General features: G+C 63.0%; 12 protein-coding genes and 1 tRNA gene. All 13 read left to right on the top strand.

The window, feature by feature from the left end:
• The 13 genes from nuoL (at window position 1) to ACYVKM_RS10100 (ending at window position 18,564) form a co-directional block, all read left to right on the top strand.
• Window positions 1–2,073, top strand: coding sequence for an NADH-quinone oxidoreductase subunit L (gene nuoL, locus ACYVKM_RS10160; protein WP_460877470.1), 2,073 nt, complete (start codon window positions 1–3; stop codon window positions 2,071–2,073).
• 15 nt (window positions 2,074–2,088) lie between these two features.
• Window positions 2,089–3,597 carry an NADH-quinone oxidoreductase subunit M gene (locus ACYVKM_RS10155; RefSeq protein WP_460877469.1) on the top strand — a complete coding sequence of 503 codons (1,509 nt, stop codon included), beginning with the start codon at window positions 2,089–2,091 and terminating at the stop codon, window positions 3,595–3,597.
• A gap of 12 nt (window positions 3,598–3,609) precedes the next feature.
• Window positions 3,610–5,064 carry an NADH-quinone oxidoreductase subunit NuoN gene (gene nuoN / locus ACYVKM_RS10150; protein WP_460877468.1) on the top strand — a complete coding sequence of 485 codons (1,455 nt, stop codon included), beginning with the start codon at window positions 3,610–3,612 and terminating at the stop codon, window positions 5,062–5,064.
• A 116-nt stretch (window positions 5,065–5,180) separates the two neighbouring features.
• Window positions 5,181–5,257 (top strand) — tRNA-Met (locus ACYVKM_RS10145).
• 199 nt (window positions 5,258–5,456) lie between these two features.
• Entirely contained in the window at window positions 5,457–6,005 is a 549-nt protein-coding gene (locus ACYVKM_RS10140) for a ribosome maturation factor RimP (protein ID WP_460877467.1), read from the top strand.
• A 107-nt stretch (window positions 6,006–6,112) separates the two neighbouring features.
• Entirely contained in the window at window positions 6,113–7,618 is a 1,506-nt protein-coding gene (gene nusA, locus ACYVKM_RS10135; RefSeq protein ID WP_460877466.1) for a transcription termination factor NusA, read from the top strand.
• Window positions 7,619–7,747: 129 nt separating this feature from the next.
• Entirely contained in the window at window positions 7,748–10,564 is a 2,817-nt protein-coding gene (infB, locus tag ACYVKM_RS10130; RefSeq protein WP_460877465.1) for a translation initiation factor IF-2, read from the top strand.
• Window positions 10,565–10,653: 89 nt separating this feature from the next.
• Window positions 10,654–11,037, top strand: coding sequence for a 30S ribosome-binding factor RbfA (gene rbfA, locus ACYVKM_RS10125; RefSeq protein WP_460877464.1), 384 nt, complete (start codon window positions 10,654–10,656; stop codon window positions 11,035–11,037).
• 27 nt (window positions 11,038–11,064) lie between these two features.
• Window positions 11,065–11,991 (top strand): tRNA pseudouridine(55) synthase TruB, encoded by a 927-nt coding sequence (truB, locus tag ACYVKM_RS10120; RefSeq protein ID WP_460877463.1) that lies wholly within the window; start codon window positions 11,065–11,067, stop codon window positions 11,989–11,991.
• 167 nt (window positions 11,992–12,158) lie between these two features.
• Window positions 12,159–12,428 carry a 30S ribosomal protein S15 gene (gene rpsO / locus ACYVKM_RS10115; protein WP_007513234.1) on the top strand — a complete coding sequence of 90 codons (270 nt, stop codon included), beginning with the start codon at window positions 12,159–12,161 and terminating at the stop codon, window positions 12,426–12,428.
• A 98-nt stretch (window positions 12,429–12,526) separates the two neighbouring features.
• Window positions 12,527–14,644: a polyribonucleotide nucleotidyltransferase gene (gene pnp / locus ACYVKM_RS10110; RefSeq protein WP_460877462.1), complete on the top strand. Its 2,118-nt coding sequence runs from the start codon at window positions 12,527–12,529 to the stop codon at window positions 14,642–14,644.
• Between the two features lie 242 nt (window positions 14,645–14,886).
• Complete coding sequence (locus ACYVKM_RS10105; protein ID WP_460877461.1) at window positions 14,887–16,716, top strand: FAD-dependent oxidoreductase; 1,830 nt, start codon at window positions 14,887–14,889, stop codon at window positions 16,714–16,716.
• A gap of 9 nt (window positions 16,717–16,725) precedes the next feature.
• A complete protein-coding gene (locus ACYVKM_RS10100) occupies window positions 16,726–18,564 on the top strand; it encodes a 2-oxoacid:acceptor oxidoreductase subunit alpha (RefSeq protein WP_460877460.1) in 1,839 nt (612 codons plus the stop codon).
• Window position 18,565: the final 1 nt, after the last annotated feature.

The following is an 18,565-nucleotide window of genomic DNA, read 5'->3' as shown; positions in this document are numbered from 1 at the left end:
ATGCAGCTATCAACAACCATTCTGCTGACGATCGCGCTGGCTCCGCTGATCGGTTGCGTGCTGGCCGGCTTCCTGGGCAAGTTCCTCGGCCGCGCCGGTTCGCACAGCGTCACCATCCTCGGCGTGGCGATCTCGTGCGTGCTGTCGTTCTATGTGCTGTACCAGCTCACTCTGGGCGGCGCCGAGACGTACAACCAGAACATCTACACCTGGTTCCAGATCGGCCACTTCAACGCCAGCGTCGGCTTTCTGGTCGACCGACTGACCGCGATGATGCTGGTGGTGGTGAGTTTTGTGTCGCTGCTGGTGCACGTGTACACCATCGGCTACATGGCTGATGACGACGGCTACAAGCGCTTCTTCAGCTACATCTCGCTGTTCACCTTCTCGATGTTCATGCTGGTGATGAGCAACAACTTCATGCAGCTGTTCTTCGGCTGGGAAGCGGTGGGCCTGGTGTCGTACCTGCTGATCGGCTTCTGGTACAAGCGGCCAACCGCGATCTTCGCGAACCTGAAGGCGTTTCTGGTCAACCGCGTGGGCGACTTCGGTTTCCTGCTCGGCATCGCGGCGGTGCTGTATTTCCTCGGCACGCTGGATTACGCCACAGCGTTCGGCTCGGCGTCGTCGCTGATCGGCAAGACCCTGCAGATCACGGCGAATACGCAGTGGGATGCCGCCACGGTGATCTGCATCTGCCTGTTCATCGGCGCAATGGGCAAGTCGGCCCAGGTGCCGCTGCACGTGTGGCTGCCCGACTCGATGGAAGGCCCGACCCCGATCTCCGCGCTGATCCATGCGGCGACGATGGTCACCGCCGGCATCTTCATGGTGGCGCGCATGTCGCCGCTGTTCGAGCTGTCGCAGAGCGCGCTCAGCTTCGTGCTGGTGATCGGTGCCACTACCGCGCTGTTCACCGGCTTGATCGGTATCGTGCAGAACGACATCAAGCGCGTGGTGGCGTATTCGACGCTGTCGCAGCTGGGCTACATGACGGTCGCGCTGGGCGTGTCGGCCTACAGCGGCGCGGTGTTCCACCTGATGACCCACGCCTTCTTCAAGGCGCTGCTGTTCCTTGGCGCCGGTTCGGTGATCATCGCGATGCATCACGAGCAGGACATGCGCTACATGGGCGGCCTGCGCAAGTACATGCCGATCACCTGGATCACCATGTGGATCGGTTCGCTGGCGCTGGTGGCGATTCCGTTCACCTCCGGCTTCTACTCGAAGGACGCGATCATCGAGGCGGTGGGCGAGTCACACCGCTGGGGATCGGGCTACGCCTATTTCTGCGTGATGGCCGGCGCCTTCGTCACCGGGCTGTACACCTTCCGCCAGATGTATCTGACGTTCCACGGCAAGGAACGCTTCACGGTCGTCGATCATCATGCTCACGGTCACCACGACGCGCATGGCGATCATCACGACGATCACGGTCATCATGAACCGGGCGTGCTGGAGCATGCACCGAAGGAATCGCCGTGGGTGGTGACGCTGCCGCTGGTGCTGCTGGCGATCCCGTCGCTGCTGGTCGGTTTCTTTACCGTGGGTCCGGTGCTGTTCGGCGGCTGGTTTGGTCAGGCGATCCACGTGGACGAAGCCAATAACGTGCTGGGCGAACTCGGCCGCGAATTCCATGGCTCTGCCGATATGGCCCTGCATGGTTTCTGGAGCCTGCCGTTTGGCCTGGTGGCGCTGGCGTTCGCTGTCACCACCTACGTCTACCTGTTCAACCCGGCGATGACCGGCAAGATCAAGAGTGCATTGAAGCCGCTGTGGACCGTGCTCGACCGCAAGTACTGGGTCGACGATGTGTACTTCGCGGTGTTCGCCCGTGGTGGTGTCAAGCTGGGTCGCCTGTTCTGGAAGGCGGGTGACACGGCGGTGATCGACGACACCATGGTCAACGGCTCGGTGAGCATGATCCACCGTATCGCTGCCACGACGCGCCGTCTGCAGTCGGGTTATCTCTATCACTACGCCTTCGCGATGATTCTTGGCCTGATCCTGCTGCTTGGCGGGTACTGGTTCTTTGGTTCTGGGCTGATCGGTTCCGGACTGGCCGGGCAATAAGGGAAGCAAGCACACATGTTCAATCACTTGCTCAGCCTGCTGATCTGGCTCCCCGTCGCCGGTGCGATTCCGGTCCTGCTTGCCGGCACCGCCCGTCCCAACCTGGCGCGCTGGCTGTCGCTGCCGGTGGCCGTGCTGACCTTCGTGCTCAGCCTGTTCCTGCTGGTGCAGTACCACCCCGATGCCGGTGGCATGCAGCTGACCGAAAGCTATCTGTGGATCGCCTCGTGGGGCGTCCATTACGGCCTGGCGGTTGACGGCATCTCGGTGGCGCTGATCCTGATGACCACCTTTGTCGGCATCCTGGTGATCGCCGGCGCGTGGGAAGTCATCCAGGACAAGCCGCACCAGTACATGGCCGCCATGCTGATGCTGGAAGGCCTGCTGATCGGCGTGTTCTGTGCCACCGACGCGCTGCTGTTCTACGCGTTGTTCGAGGCGATCCTGATCCCGATGTTCATCCTGATCGGCATCTGGGGTGGGCCACGCCGTGTTTACGCGACGCTGAAGTTCTTCATCTACACGTTCTTCGGCTCGGTCTTCATGCTGATCGCGCTGCTGTACCTGTACCAGAAGGCGCACACGTTCGACCTGGCCACGCTGGCGGCCTTGCCGCTGACGATGCAGGAGCAGACCTGGATCTTCTTCGCGTTCCTGATCGCGTTCGCGATCAAGGTGCCGATGGTGCCGGTGCACACCTGGTTGCCGGATGCCCACGTGGAGGCGCCGACCGGTGGCTCGGTGGTGCTGGCGGCGGTGATGCTGAAGGTCGGTACCTACGGAATGCTGCGCTTCATCCTGCCGATCGTGCCGGATGCGGGTGCGCACTACGCCTGGCTGATCATCGTGCTGAGCCTGATCGCGATCGTCTACATCGGCTATGTCGCGCTGGTGCAGGAGGACATGAAGAAGCTGGTGGCGTATTCCTCGGTGGCCCACATGGGCTTCGTCACGCTGGGCATCTTCATCGCGTTCCTGCTGGTGCGCGAGTCGAGCCATGCCGACATGGCGCTGCTCGGCATGCAGGGCGCGATGGTGCAGATGATCTCGCATGGCTTCGTCTCCGGCGCGATGTTCACCTGCATCGGCGTGATGTACGACCGCATGCATACGCGCCAGATCAAGGACTACGGCGGTGTGATCAACGTGATGCCGTGGTTCGGGTTCTTCTACGTGTTGTTTGCGATGGCGAATTGCGGCCTGCCGGGTACCAGCGGTTTCGTCGGCGAGTTCATGGTGATCCTGGCCAGCTTCGCAGCGAATCCGTGGATCGCGCTGTTTGCCGCGTTCACCCTGATCATCGGCGCGGCGTACACGCTGTGGCTGGTCAAGCGCGTGTTGTGGGGTGACATCACCAATTCGCATGTGGCCGAGATGAAGGAAATCAATGGCCGCGAAACCTTCGTGCTGGTCTCCTTTGCCGCCGCGGTGCTGGCGCTGGGCATCTGGCCGCAGCCGCTGATCCATCTGATGGACAGCTCGGTATCGCAGCTGGTGCACCAGCTCGCCATTCACAAGATTTGATCGGAATCGAACATGCCGACTTTCAATGACATTCTGATCATGCTGCCGGAGTTCTATCTGGTGGCCGCGGCATGCGTACTGTTGCTGACAGACGCGTTCATGAAGCCCGAGCAGCGACCGCATCTGCACTGGATTTCGATCTTCGTCTTGCTGGTGGCGATCTACCTGGTGATTGCCGGTCAGCCGGAGCAGGCTGCAACCGCGTTCGGTGGCATGTTCGTGCGCGATGACGTGGCCGAGATACTCAAGGTCTTCACGCTGGGCACCACGACCTTGGTGTTCGTCTATGCGCGACCCTATCTGATCGACCGCAAGCTGCTGATCGGCGAGTTCTACACGCTGATGATCTTTGCGGTGCTCGGCATCATGCTGCTGGTGTCGGCCGGCAACCTGCTGACCGTCTATCTCGGACTGGAACTGCTCTCGCTGTCGTCGTATGCGCTGGTGGCATTGAACCGCGACGCCAGGCTGCCATCCGAGGCGGCGATCAAGTACTTCGTGCTGGGCGCACTGGCTTCGGGCATGCTGCTGTACGGCATGTCGATGGTCTACGGTGCCTCCGGCATGGGCGGTGCGCCGAGCCTGGATCTGGCCCAGCTGCACAACGTGATGTCCTATACCACTGCACCGAATCTGCTGCTGTTCGGCCTGATTTTCATGGTCGTCGGCATCGGCTTCAAGCTCGGTGCAGCGCCGTTCCACATGTGGATCCCGGACGTCTATCAGGGAGCACCGACTCCGATCACCACGTTCATTGCCTCCGGCTCCAAGCTGGCTGCCTTCGGCATGGCCTTTCGCCTGCTGAGTTCGGGCATGGGCGACCTGTCGCAGCATTGGCATCTGATGCTGGCGGTGCTGGCGGTGATATCGCTGGCAATCGGCAACCTGGTCGCGATCGTGCAGACCAACCTAAAGCGCATGCTGGCGTACTCCACCATCTCGCACATGGGTTACCTGCTGCTCGGCCTGGCCGCTGCCGGACCGGAAGGCTATGCCGCGGCGATGTTCTACGCGATCTGCTATGCCCTGATGGGCGTGGCCGCGTTCGGCGTGATGCTGGCGCTGACCCGTGCCGGTTTCGAATGCGAGGAAATCGCCGACCTGAAGGGGCTCAACCAGAAATCGCCGTGGATGGCCTTCCTGATGCTGTTGGCGATGTTCTCGCTGGCCGGCGTGCCGCCGCTGTTCGGCTTCTGGGCCAAGGTGCTGGTGCTGGAAGCGGCGATCCACGCGAACATGCTGTGGCTGGCCATCGTCGGCATCGTGTTCGCGATCGTCGGCCTGTACTACTACCTGTACGTGATCAAGGTGATGTACTTCGACAAGCCGGTCGAGGGCAGCGTGCTCACGGTGCAGCAGGACAAGCCCTTGCGCGTGGTGCTGTCACTGAATGCGTTGTCGCTGCTGGTGCTTGGCCTGTACTGGGGACCGTTGCTTGGCTGGTGCCGATCCGCGTTCGGACTCTGATCGACGATTCATGGAAATCATCGTGTCATGGCACGATGATCCAATGCATGGCGGCGGATTTATCGAGTTGAGGCTTGCAAGAAACTGGCCACCCCGCTAAACTCTTCGGACTCTGATGCGGGGTGGAGCAGTCTGGCAGCTCGTCGGGCTCATAACCCGAAGGTCGTAGGTTCGAATCCTACCCCCGCTACCAGATCTTTCTTGATGCAAGAAAGCCTCCTCGTGAGGCTTTTTTGTTGGGCGCAAGGATGCGTCATATCGGGCTGCGGTTGGCGGCTCGGTGTCGGAAAGAGCTGTCAGAGAGGGACATCGGCGAGATAAGGAAATGGGCCGTTGGAGCCCATTTTTTGTTTCTGCTGTTCTTGAAGAGAGCGATCCGGGAAGGCGAACCCATGGATACACAGGCATTGGCGCAACGCTTCACCGAGGTACTGGCCGATCTGGGCCTGGAATGTCTTGGCGTGGAGTTCACCCCGTCGCACGGGCAGAGTACGCTGCGCGTTTATCTGGATCTGATCGATAAAGACAGCGCGGACGAAGGCGAGCGTCGCGAAGTCGGCATCGAGGATTGCGAAACCGCCAGTCGCGAATTGTCCGCGCTGCTGGATGTCGAGGATCCGGTTCCTGGCCACTACGTGCTGGAAGTTTCCTCGCCGGGCATCGATCGGCCGCTGTTTACTGCCGCACAATTTGCGAAAGTCAGCGGGCAGGAAGTGAAGTTGCTGCTGAAGGCGCCGCTGGAAGGACGTCGTCGCCTGCGCGGCAAGCTGCTGTCGGTGGAAGGTGAACATATCGTGCTGGAAGCCGAAGGCAAGACATTCGAATTCGAGCACGCGCTGGTGGAAAGTGCGCGTGTGGTGCCGGACTGGGTGGCGCTTGGCTATGCGCCGCAACCCAAGCCCGGCAACAAGATGCCCGGCAAGAAGAAGGCTGGCGGTTAATTGACTGAAGAGTGCGACCATGGATGGTCGCTTTTTGATCCTCGCGTTCAGTGATGAACGCAAAAGTTAACGATTGGACGCCGCTGGGCGCCTATGGAGTTGTTGCAATGAGCAAAGAACTTTTGCTGGTCGTCGACGCGGTAGCCAATGAAAAGGGCGTGCCGCTGGAAGTGATTTTCGAGGCGATGGAGGCTGCACTGGCTTCCGCGGCGAAGAAGCGTTATCCGGATGAGGAGCCCGATATCCGCGTGTCGATCAACCACAGCACTGGCGAGTACCAGACGTTCCGCCGCTGGGAAGTCATTGCCGACGACGGCGAGATGGAGTCGCCGTCCTACCAGCTGCGCCTGATGGACGCGCTGGACGAGCGCGCCGACGCCGAAGTGGGCGAGTACATCGAACAGCAGGTCGAGAATGCCGAATTCGGCCGCATCGCCGCGCAGGCTGCCAAGCAGGTCATCGTGCAGCGCGTGCGCGAGGCCGAACGTCAGCAGGTGGTCGATGCGTTTGCCGACCGCGTGGGCGAGCTGGTCACCGGCATCGTCAAGCGCGTCGAACGCGGCAACATCTATCTCGACCTGGGCAGCAATGCCGAGGCGTTCATTCCGCGAGACAAGACGATTCCTCGCGAGTCGGCCCGCGTCGGTGACCGCGTGCGCGGCTACCTGTACGAAGTGCGTTCGGAAGCGCGTGGTCCGCAGCTGTTCGTGTCGCGCGCGGCGCCGGAATTCATGATCGAACTGTTCAAGCTGGAAGTACCGGAAGTCGGCCAGGGCCTCGTCGAGATCAAGGGCTGCGCCCGCGATCCGGGCGACCGCGCCAAGATCGCCGTACTGGCTCATGACAGCCGCACCGATCCGATCGGTGCCTGCATCGGCATGCGCGGTTCGCGCGTGCAGGCGGTCTCCAACGACCTCAACGGCGAGCGCGTCGACATCATCCTGTGGCACGAGAACCAGGCGCAGTTCGTCATCAATGCGATGGCGCCGGCGGAAGTGCAGTCCATCATCATGGACGAGGAAAAGCACTCGATGGACATCGCGGTGGCCGAGGACAAGCTGTCCCAGGCGATCGGCCGCGGTGGCCAGAACGTGCGGCTGGCCAGCAAGCTTACCGGCTGGCAGCTCAACGTGATGACCCAGGACCAGGTCACCGCCAAGAGCGAGTCCGAGCAGGAGGCCGCGCGCCAGCTGTTCATGGACAAGCTCGAAGTGGATCAGGAGATCGCGGTCATCCTGGTGCAGGAAGGCTTCTCGAGTGTCGAGGAAATTGCCTACGTGCCCAGCGCCGAGCTGCTGGCGGTGGAGGGCTTCGACGAGGATATCGTCGAGGAACTGCGTGCCCGCGCCCGTGATGCGCTGCTGACCGAGGCTCTGGCGGTGGAGGAAGGTGTCGACGAACACCAGCCGTCCGCCGAGCTGCTGGCACTGGACGGCATGGATGAGACGACGGCCTATGCACTGGCCGCTCGTGAAGTGAGTACGGTCGATGATCTGGCGGATCTGGCGGTAGATGACCTGATCGATATCGACGGGATGAATGAGGAGCGCGCTGCAGCGCTGATCATGGCGGCACGTGCGCCGATGATCGCGCGGCTGGAGAAAGGCGGCTAACCGCGGACGGCAATGCCCTGGACGGGTGTGCCGAGAAAGGCTTTACAGGCCTTTCACCAAGGATGGAGGTGGCGGCATGGATAATGTCGCACTGACGATAAGCGCGGGAACGGCGGAGCAAAGAACACGATGTCGGACGTCACGATCAAACAACTCGCCCAGGTACTGGGCATGCCGGTCGACAAGCTGCTGACCCAGCTTGGCGAGGCAGGCATGAAATTCTCCGATCAGGAGCAGATCATCAGCAGCACCGAAAAGGTGAAGCTGCTGGGGTTCCTGCGCCGCACGCATGGCAAGAACGAAGCCGCCGCCGAGGTCGAGGACAGCGCGCCACGTCAGATCACGCTCAAGCGCCGCACGGTCGGTGAGCTGAAGGTAGCCACGCCAGGTGGTCGCGGTGCGGCCGGCGCGGCCAAGACGGTCAATGTCGAAGTGCGCGCCAAGCGGACTTACGTCAAGCGCAGCGTGATCGCCGAGGAATCCGGTGCCGATGGCGAGCGCGAGGAGGCTGTGCGCAAGCTGCAGGAATCCCAGCAGCAGCGCGAGCAGGAAGAGCGCGAGCGGCTTGAGGGTGAGCAGCGTCGTCTGGAGGAGGCGCAGCAGCGCGCCCTTGACGAGCAGCAGGAGCAGGCACGGCGCCAGGCCGAGGCCAGCGTCGCAATCGAGACAGATGGGGCTGCTGCCGCAGCGGAGCCGGTCCAGGTTCCGGTTGCCGAGGCCGTATCGACGGACAAGACCGAAGACGAGGCTGCGAGCGTGCAGCGCATCGACCAGCGCGATCTGGGCATGATCCTGCCGCGCATCCACGAGCCGCGCAAACGCGAAAAGCTGGTCAAGCCAGCACCCGCTCCGGCGCCGGTGGCAGCTGCTCCGGCGGCACCGGCAGTCCGCCCCGGTGTGGCCGGCAACGCGGCAGCACCAGCGGCATCCGGTGACGCCGGTCGCGGCAAGTCCCCGCGGCATGCCCGCGAACGCGACGAGGCCATCGGGAGCAAGGAAGAGCGCGATGGCAGCAAGCGTTTCGCTGGCGGCCAGATGCACCTGAGCGATGCCGACCGCGCGCGCCGTTCCTCCTCCAGCAACAAGCGCGGCAAGCCCGGCCGCGGCAACGTCCGTGAGCTGTCGCGCGGCAGCAGCAATGCGCCGTCCGGTCCGCATGGTTTCTCGCGTCCCACCGCCCCGGTGGTGCGCGAAGTGATGGTGGGTGACACCAACGTCGTCGCCGAGCTGGCCCAGAAGATGGCGGTCAAGGGCTCCGAGGTGGTGAAGGCTCTGTTCAAGATGGGCGTGATGGCGACCATCAACCAGACCATCGATCACGATACCGCGGTACTGGTGGTCGAGGAACTCGGTCATACACCGGTGGCCGACAGTCAGAACAATGCCGAGGAAACCCTGGCGGCACATACCCAGAACGTCGAGCTGGAGGGCGAGAAAATCACGCGCCCGCCGGTGGTGACCATCATGGGCCATGTCGATCACGGCAAGACCTCGCTGCTCGACTACATCCGTCGCACCAAGGTGGCTGCCGGCGAAGCCGGCGGCATCACCCAGCACATCGGTGCGTATCACGTGGAAACGTCGAAGGGCGTGATCACGTTCCTCGACACGCCGGGACACGCCGCGTTCACCTCGATGCGCGCCCGCGGCGCACAGTCGACCGATATCGTGGTGCTGGTGGTGGCTGCCGACGACGGTGTGATGCCGCAGACGGTGGAAGCGGTGAAGCATGCACGCGCCGCCAAGGTGCCGCTGATCGTCGCGGTGAACAAGATGGACAAGGACGGTGCAAACCCCGACAACGTCAAGCAGGGTCTGGTGCAGTACGAAGTGGTGCCGGAAGACTGGGGCGGTGACGTCCAGTTCGTGCCGGTATCGGCCAAGACCGGCGACGGTGTCGAGGATCTGCTCAATGCGATCTCGGTGCAGGCTGAAGTGATGGAACTCAAGGCTGTTGCCGATGGCCGCGCTTCCGGCGTGGTGATCGAGTCCCGTCTGGACCGTGGCCGCGGCCCGGTCGCGACGGTACTGGTGCAGCAGGGCACGCTGAAGAAGGGCGACTTTGTTGTTTGCGGCATCGAGTACGGCCGCATGCGCGCGTTGATCGACGAAACCGGCCAGCAGGTACAGGAAGCCGGTCCGTCGATTCCGGTGCAGGTGCTCGGCCTGTCCGGTGTGCCGGAAACCGGTGACGACTTCGTCTGCGTCGAGGACGAGCGTCTGGCCCGTGAAGTGGCGCAGGAGCGTGAGCTCAAGCGTCGCGAAACGCGCATGGTCAGCAAGAGCAACCGGCTCGAGGACATCATCGCGAAGATGGGCCAGGGCGTGGAGCAGCAGACGCTCAACATCCTGGTCAAGGGCGACGTGCAGGGTTCGGTCGAAGCGTTGCGCGAGTCGCTGACCCAGATCGGCAACGATCGGGTCAGGGTCAACGTGGTTTCGTCCGGTGTCGGTGGCATCAACGAATCCGACGCCACCCTGGCGGCGGCCTCGAAGGCGCTGGTCATCGGCTTCAACGTGCGTGCCGATGCCTCGGCGCGCAAGGTGATCGAGACGGCTGGCCTGGACGTGCGCTACTTCTCGATCATCTATGACGTGATCGATCAGGTGACCCAGGCGGCGACCGGCCTGCTCGGCATGGAAGTGCGCGAGGACATCATCGGCACCGCCGAGGTCCGCGACGTGTTCCGCAGCTCCAAGTTCGGCGCCGTGGCCGGTTGCATGGTCACCGAAGGCTCGGTCAAGCGCAGCAAGCCGATCCGCGTGTTGCGTGACAACGTGGTGATCTTCGAGGGCGAGCTGGAATCGCTGCGTCGCTTCAAGGATCTGGTCGACGAAGTGCGCAACGGCATGGAGTGCGGCATCGCGGTCAAGCAGTACAACGACGTGAAGCCGGGTGACCAGATCGAATGCTTCGAGCGCACGGAAGTGGCGCGTACCCTGTAATGAACTGCCGCCTTTCCCCTGCAAAGGGGAAAGGGCGAGATCCGTCGCCGTAATACGGCGACGGATCTCGATCTGATTTGGAGATACTCATGCCATCCCGTGATTTCAAACGTACCGACCGCATCGGTGCCGAGCTGCGCCGCGAACTGGGTTTGCTGGTGCATGCGGCCGTGCGCGATCACGGGCTGCCGTCGGTCAGTGTATCGGACGTGGAAATCACCCGTGACCTGGATTGGGCCACCGTGTGGGTGACGGCCATGCTGCCCGAGCAGGGGTTGCCGACCGTGAAGGCACTGAATGCGATGGGCCACGAAATCCGTCATTCACTGGCGCACAGCGGCATGCGCATGCGCCGGGTGCCGGAGCTGAAATTCAAGTATGACGACTCCGTCGACAAGGGCGAGCGCATCGAGTCGCTGTTGCGCGACCAGGCGCGCGATCTGGCGCCTCCCGTTGATGACAAGCAGGACTGAGTCGAAGGTCGGGGCACTGCTGAATCGATGAGCCGTTCTGCGCGTATCCAGTTCCGTGACCTGCACGGCATCGTCCTGCTCGACAAGCCGCTGGGCCTGAGTTCCAACCAGGCGCTGCAATCCGTGCGCCGGCTGCTGCGTGCGGCCAAAGGCGGCCATACCGGCGCGCTCGATCCACTGGCCACCGGCCTGTTGCCGCTGTGCTTCGGCGAGGCGACCAAGCTGGCCGGTACCCTGCTGGGCGCGCGCAAGGCCTATGTGGCCGAGTGCCGGCTCGGCATCACTACCGATACGGCGGATCGCGAAGGCGAGACCGTGCGACAGCGTCCGATACCGGCGCTCGACGCAGCGATCATCGAAGCGGCGCTGGCAAAATTGCGCGGGCGTATCCTGCAGGTACCGCCGATGTATTCGGCGCTCAAGCAGGACGGCGAGCGGCTGTATGCCAAGGCCCGCCGCGGCGAGATTGTCGAGGTGCCGCCGCGCGAGGTGGAGATCCACCGGCTCGAACTGCTGGAGCGCACGGATGACACGCTGACGCTGCATGTGGAATGCGGGTCCGGTACCTATGTGCGTTCGCTGGCGGTGGACCTGGGTGAGGATCTGGGCTGCGGCGCGCATCTGACCACCTTGCGCCGACTATGGGTGGAACCGTTTCGCGAGCCGCAAATGGTGACCCTGGACGAACTGCAGCAAGCGGCCGGGCAGGGCGACGAAGCCCTGTTGAGATGGTTATTGCCTGTCGCGGCTGGATTGTCAGATTTGCCGGCCTTGCAGCTCGATGAGGCACAAGGCATGGCCATTTCACGCGGCCAGCAAATCGTCCTGCCAGGCCTGCAGGCCGTCGGCCGTTGTGCCGCGTTCGCCAGTGATGGTGCGCTGCTGGCCGTGCTGGAACCGGACGAAGAGGGCCGGGCGCGCATCCTGCGTGGCTTCAACCTGCCGTCAGGCTGAAGAAATTGCGCCTATAAGCGGCTGCGCACTTGTTGTAACACCACTCCCATCAGTAGAATAGACAAGTTAATTCAACGCTTTCATTCAACTAGGCGAAGCTTGTGCACGCGTCATCACGATGATGCATGCACAAGCTTCGCATCGCCTTTCCAAGGAAACACATACCCATGTCCCTTACTGCAGAACAGACCGGCAAGATCATTGCTGATTTCGGCCGCGTGCCGAACGACACCGGTTCGACCGAAGTCCAGGTGGCCCTGCTGTCCGCCCGCATCGACCATCTCACCGGCCACTTCAAGGAACACAAGCAGGATCACCATTCCCGCCGTGGCCTGCTGAAGCTGGTCAACCAGCGCAAGCGTCTGCTCAGCTATCTGAAGGATCGCGATCTTGCGCGCTACCAGACCCTGATCGAACGCCTCGGCCTGCGTCGGTAATTTCGTGCGTGAGTGGCTTGTGCGTTCGTCCGTGAACGCCGAGATCAAGAAGCGGCCATCCCTGGCCGCACTCTCAAATAGAACTCAGGAATTCCCACGTGGCAAAAGTAACCAAGTCATTCCAGTACGGTAGTCACGAAGTCACGCTGGAGACGGGCGAAATTGCCCGCCAGGCGTCCGGCGCGGTCATGGCCAGCATGGGCGGCACCGTGGTGCTGGTCACCGCAGTGGCGGCCACCAAGCAGAAGGAAGGGCAGGATTTCTTCCCGCTCACCGTCGACTACGTCGAGAAGTTCTACTCCGCCGGCCGCATTCCGGGCGGTTTCTTCAAGCGCGAAGGCCGTCCGACCGAGAAGGAGACGCTGACCTCGCGTCTGATCGATCGTCCGGTGCGCCCGCTGTTCCCGGAGGACTTCAAGAACGAAGTGCAGGTCATCGCGCAGGTCGTCTCGCTCAACCCCGAGGTTGACGGCGACATCGTGGCCCTGCTCGGCGCTTCCGCCGCGCTGAGCCTGGCCGGTATCCCGTTCAAGGGCCCGATCGGCGCCGCGCGCGTCGGCTACGCCAACGGCAAGTACCTGCTGAACCCGTCGCACACCGAGCTGAAGACCTCCGAGCTGGATCTGGTCGTTGCCGGTACGTCCGGTGCGGTGCTGATGGTGGAATCCGAGGCGAAGCTGCTGTCCGAGGACGTGATGCTCGGCGCGGTGATGTTCGGTCACCAGCAGATGCAGGTCGCGATCCGCGCGATCGCCGAGCTGGCCGCCGAAGCCGCCAAGCCGTCGTGGGACTGGCAGGCGCCGGCCCGCAACGAATCGCTGGTCGCTGCGCTCAAGGGCGCCGTCGGCAGCAAGCTGGAAGAAGCTTTCCAGGTGCGCGACAAGCTGCAGCGCCGTGACGCGATCTCCGCGATCAAGTCCGACGTGCTGGGCTCGCTCAAGGCCGAGGCCGAAGAGAAGGGTTGGGCCGCAGGCGAGCTGTCGAAGGAATTCGGCGAGCTCGAATACCACACCATGCGCGACAGCGTGCTGAAGACCAAGGTGCGCATCGACGGTCGTCAGCTCGACGACGTGCGTGCGATCACCGTGCGCGTCGGCGTGCTGCCGCGTACCCACGGTTCGGCCCTGTTCACCCGCGGCGAGACGCAGGCACTGGTCGTCGCCACGCTGGGCACCACGCGTGACGCGCAGATCATCGACGCGCCGGAAGGCGAGTCGAAGGATCCGTTCCTGTTCCATTACAACTTCCCGCCGTTCTCGGTGGGTGAGGCTGGCCGCTTCGGTGCGCCGAAGCGTCGCGAGATCGGCCACGGCCGCCTTGCCAAGCGCGGCGTGCAGGCGGTCAAGCCGACCATCGAGGAATTCCCGTACGTGGTGCGCGTGGTCTCGGAAATCACCGAGTCCAACGGTTCCTCGTCGATGGCTTCGGTGTGCGGTTCCTCGCTGGCGATGATGGACGCAGGCGTGCCGTTGAAGGCGCCGGTGGCCGGTATCGCGATGGGCCTGGTCAAGGAAGGCAACGACTTCGTCGTGCTGTCCGACATCCTGGGCGACGAGGATCACCTCGGCGACATGGACTTCAAGGTGGCCGGTAGCGCCGATGGCATCTCCGCGCTGCAGATGGACATCAAGATCGACGGCATCACCGAAGAGATCATGAAGGTGGCGCTGGCCCAGGCCAAGCGTGGTCGTCTGCATATCCTCGGCGAGATGGCCAAGGTCATCACCACCGCTCGTGCGGAGATGAGCGAGTATGCCCCGCGCCTGATCACCATCAAGATCCACCCGGACAAGATCCGTGAAGTGATCGGCAAGGGTGGCGCCACGATCCGTTCGATCACCGAGGAGACCGGTACCACGATCGACATCAGCGACGACGGCACCATCATCGTCGGTTCGGTCAACCGCGAGGCCGGTGAAGCCGCGCGCAAGCGCATCGAGCAGATCGTCTCCGACGTCGAGCCGGGCCGCATCTACGAGGGCAAGGTCGCCAAGCTGATGGACTTCGGCGCGTTCGTCACGATCATGCCGGGCAAGGATGGTCTGGTACACGTGTCGCAGATCTCCAGCGAGCGCGTCGAGAAGGTTTCCGACAAGCTCAAGGAAGGCGACATCGTCAAGGTCAAGGTGCTGGAAGTGGACAAGCAGGGCCGCATCCGCCTGTCGATGAAGGCCGTGACCGAAGACGAGGCCGCTGCCGGGACGCCTGCGGCGTAAGCGCCCGAAGCGTGTTCGAGTGATACAAGAACGGGCCGCAAGGCCCGTTTTTTGTTGGGTGTACCCGGCAGGACGGACCTGCCCGGAGGCGAAAACGCTCTGCTCACCCGGCATCGGGGAGAGTCATGCATCGACGCACGGGCCGGGCAACCCGCACGGCCGCCGTTGCCGGCCATAACCATGTCTTTCGTTCTGCCGCAAAGCGGCTAGACTCGGATTACCGCCGGTTCTGGAGGGATGCCGTGAAGCCCACCGATATCCGCAATCCGGGTTACTTCCACAAGGTCGTCGACTGCCAGTGGGCGTGTCCGGCCCATACGCCGGTGCCGGAGTACATCCGCCTGATCGCGGCGGGGCGTTACGACGAGGCCTTTCTGGTCAACTGGGATTCCAATGTCTTCCCTGGCATCCTCGGCCGTACCTGCGACCGCCCCTGCGAACCGGCTTGCCGGCGCGGGCGCGTCGAGGAAAGCAACGGCGAAAAGCCGGAACCGGTGGCGATCTGCCGCTTGAAGCGCGTCGCTGCCGACCACAAGAGCGCCGACATTGCGCATCACCTGCGCGCTCGATTGCCTGCACGCCTGTCCGGCACCGAGCATTTCCGGATCGCCTGCATCGGCGCTGGTCCCGCCTCACTCACCGTCGCGCGCGATCTGGTCCCCCTGGGTTATCGCATCACGATATTCGAAGCCGATGCAAAGGCTGGCGGCTTCATGCGCACGCAGGTGCCGCGATTCCGCTTGCCCGAAAGCGTGATCGACGAGGAAGTCGGCTACATCCTCGATCTCGGCATCGAGTTTGTGGGTGGCCGGCGCATCGATTCGCTGCGCACGTTGCTCGATGAAGATTACGACGCGGTGTTCGTCGGTTGCGGTGCGCCGCGCGGACGTGATCTGGATCTGCCCGGACGCCTCGACGCTGCGGCCAAGATCCATATCGGCATCGACTGGCTGGCTTCGGTGTATTTCGGCCATGTCGACAAGGTCGACAGGCGCGTGATCGTGCTTGGTGGCGGCAATACCGCGATGGATTGTTGCCGTTCGGCGCTGCGTCTTGGCGGTGCGGACGTCAAGGTGATCGTGCGCTCCGGCCTGGAGGAGATGAAAGCCTCGCCGTGGGAAAAGGAGGATGCACTGCACGAGGGCGTCGAGATCCTGGGGTGGCTCAACCCCAAGGCATTCCTGCATGAAGACGGCAGGCTCACCGGCGTCGTGTTCGAGAAGATGCGCGCGGAATACGACGCATACGGCAAGCGCACGCTTGTTCCCACCGGCGAGCCGGATCAGACCTTCGACTGCGACGAGGTACTGATCGCGGTAGGCCAGCAGAATGCGTTTCCGTGGATCGAACGCGACCTCGGCATCGCCTTCGACGAATGGGGTATGCCGAAGCTCGACAGGACCACGCTGCAATCGACATTACCCCGGGTGTTCTTCGGCGGCGATGCCGCGTTCGGGCCGAAGAACATCATCTGGGCGGTCGAGTACGGTCATCAGAGTGCGATTTCGATCCATCGGCTGCTGCAGGGCGAGGACGTGCATGCGCGCCCATCGCCGTTGGTGAATCTGGTCTCGCAGAAGATGGGCATCCACGAGTGGAGCTATGACAACGCGGTCTCTGGCGACGAGCGTTTCAAGGTGCCCTGGGCTGCGAAGGAAAAGACGCTGACGAGCATCCATCAGGAAGTCGAGCTGGGCTTCGATGCGGAAACCGCGTGGAAGGAGGCCCAGCGCTGCCTGAATTGCGACGTGCAGACCGTGTTCACCGAAGACGTCTGCATTGAGTGCGACGCCTGCGTCGACATCTGCCCGATGGATTGCATCACGTTCACCGCCAACGGCGACGAAGCCGACCTGCGTACACGGCTGAACGCACCGGCCCCGAATCCGGCGCAGGACCTGTATGTATCCGGATCGCTCAAGACGTCCCGGGTCATGGTCAAGGATGAGGATGTCTGCCTGCACTGCGGCCTGTGCGCGGAGCGTTGCCCGACCGGAGCCTGGGACATGCGCAAGTTTCTGTTGCAGCAGACCCATGCCGGCGCAGATGGCGGCAGTTGCGGTGAACATTGAGGAGACGACGTGACCCCACTCAGCGCCTGCAACGACTTCGTCGTCAAGTTCGCCAACGTCAATGGCTCCGGCTCGGCGTCGGCCAACGAATTGTTCGCGAAATCCATCCTGCGCATGGGCGTGCCAGTCAGTCCACGCAACATCTTCCCGTCCAACATCCAGGGTCTGCCGACCTGGTACGAGGTGCGCATCAACGAGCGCGGCTGGCTGGGGCGGCGCGGCGGCGTGGATCTGATGGTGGCGATGAATCCGCAGACGTGGGACGCCGATGTCGCCGAGATCGGGCCCGGCGGTTACCTGTTCTACGACAGCAGCAAGCCGTTGCCGAAGTCGAAGTTCCGCGACGATGTGCGCACGATCGGCATGCCGTTGACCGAGATATGCAGCGCCAACTTCAAGGATCCACGCCAGCGCCAGTTGTTCAAGAACGTCATGTACGTCGGTGCGTTGTCAGTACTGCTGGGTATCGAACGCGAGGTGATCGCGACGCTGATCGGCGAGCAGTACGCGGGCAAGGAGAAACTGCTCGCGGCGAATTTCCAGGCACTGGATCTCGGTCGCGACCATGCGACGCAGCATCTCGAACCGCTCGGGCTGCGCGTGGAACGCCGCGACGCGATTGGCGATCGCATCTTCGTCGAGGGCAATGCCGCCGCGGCGCTGGGCATGGTCTATGGCGGTGCGACGGTGTGCGCGTGGTATCCGATCACGCCATCGTCCTCGCTGGCCGAGGCGTTCGAGAAATACTGCGCCAAGTTTCGCGTCGATCCCGCAACCGGCAAGCACCACTACGCGATCGTGCAGGCCGAGGACGAAATCGCCTCGATCGGCATGGTGGTCGGCGCCGGCTGGAACGGCGCGCGTGCGTTCACCAGTACCTCCGGCCCGGGCATCTCGCTGATGAACGAATTCATCGGGCTGGCCTATTTCGCCGAGATCCCGGTGACCATCATCGACGTGCAGCGTGGTGGTCCCTCGACCGGCATGCCCACGCGCACCCAGCAGTCAGACGTGCTTGCCTGTGCGCACGCCTCGCATGGCGACACCAGCCACGTGCTGCTGTTTCCGGAGGATCCGCATGAGTGCTTCGAATTCGCGGCAGCGGCGCTCGATCTGGCTGATCGTCTGCAGACGCCGGTGTTCCTGTTGAGCGACCTCGACATCGGCATGAATCACCGCCTGTGTGCGCCGTTCGCCTGGGACGAGGCACGCCGTTACGATCGCGGCAAGCTGCTCAGTGCCGAGCAACTGGAGGCGGGTGTGCCGTTCGGCCGCTACCGTGATGTCGACGGCGATGGTATTCCGTATCGCACGCTGCCGGGTACGCATCCGACACGTGGCAGTTTCTTCACCCGCGGCACCAGCAAGAACGCCGACGCGCGTTATTCGGAAAAGGGTGAGGACTACGTCAGCAACATGCAGCGGCTGCAGAAAAAATTCACCACGGCGAAAACGCTGTTGCCGCAGCCGATCCTGGGTCGGACGGCGCAGCCGGCGCGCTACGGCGTCATCTATTTCGGTTCGACCTCACCGGCGATGGCTGAAGCGGTAGCGATCCTGGAACAGGGTGGCCGGTACCTCGACACCCTGCGCGTGCGCGGCTATCCGTTTGCGGACGCGGTCATGGAATTCATCGCCGCCCACGAGGCCGTACTGGTGGTCGAGCAGAATCGTGATGCGCAGTTGCGTACGCTGCTGATCGAACAGTTCGAAGTCGATCCGATGCAATTGATTCCGGTGCTGCATTATGACGGCACGCCGATCACCGCGCGTTTCATCGCCGATGCGATCGGCGAGCGGCTGCAGGCGGCAAGCGTGCTCCCGTTGCGTGACGACCAGATGGCATGAC

It is taken from the genome of Rhodanobacter koreensis (assembly GCF_054782855.1).
Note: the sequence above shows the minus strand (reverse complement) of the source record. Positions and strands in the feature narration are given on the sequence as shown.

What these genes read in the sequence shown, in the direction of transcription:
- nuoL (WP_460877470.1), top strand. Translation starts at nt 1, where the DNA reads ATGCAGCTATCAACAACCATTCTGCTGACGATCGCGCTGGCTCCGCTG.
- ACYVKM_RS10155 (WP_460877469.1), top strand. Translation starts at nt 2,089, where the DNA reads ATGTTCAATCACTTGCTCAGCCTGCTGATCTGGCTCCCCGTCGCCGGT.
- nuoN (WP_460877468.1), top strand. Translation starts at nt 3,610, where the DNA reads ATGCCGACTTTCAATGACATTCTGATCATGCTGCCGGAGTTCTATCTG.
- ACYVKM_RS10140 (WP_460877467.1), top strand. Translation starts at nt 5,457, where the DNA reads ATGGATACACAGGCATTGGCGCAACGCTTCACCGAGGTACTGGCCGAT.
- nusA (WP_460877466.1), top strand. Translation starts at nt 6,113, where the DNA reads ATGAGCAAAGAACTTTTGCTGGTCGTCGACGCGGTAGCCAATGAAAAG.
- infB (WP_460877465.1), top strand. Translation starts at nt 7,748, where the DNA reads ATGTCGGACGTCACGATCAAACAACTCGCCCAGGTACTGGGCATGCCG.
- rbfA (WP_460877464.1), top strand. Translation starts at nt 10,654, where the DNA reads ATGCCATCCCGTGATTTCAAACGTACCGACCGCATCGGTGCCGAGCTG.
- truB (WP_460877463.1), top strand. Translation starts at nt 11,065, where the DNA reads ATGAGCCGTTCTGCGCGTATCCAGTTCCGTGACCTGCACGGCATCGTC.
- rpsO (WP_007513234.1), top strand. Translation starts at nt 12,159, where the DNA reads ATGTCCCTTACTGCAGAACAGACCGGCAAGATCATTGCTGATTTCGGC.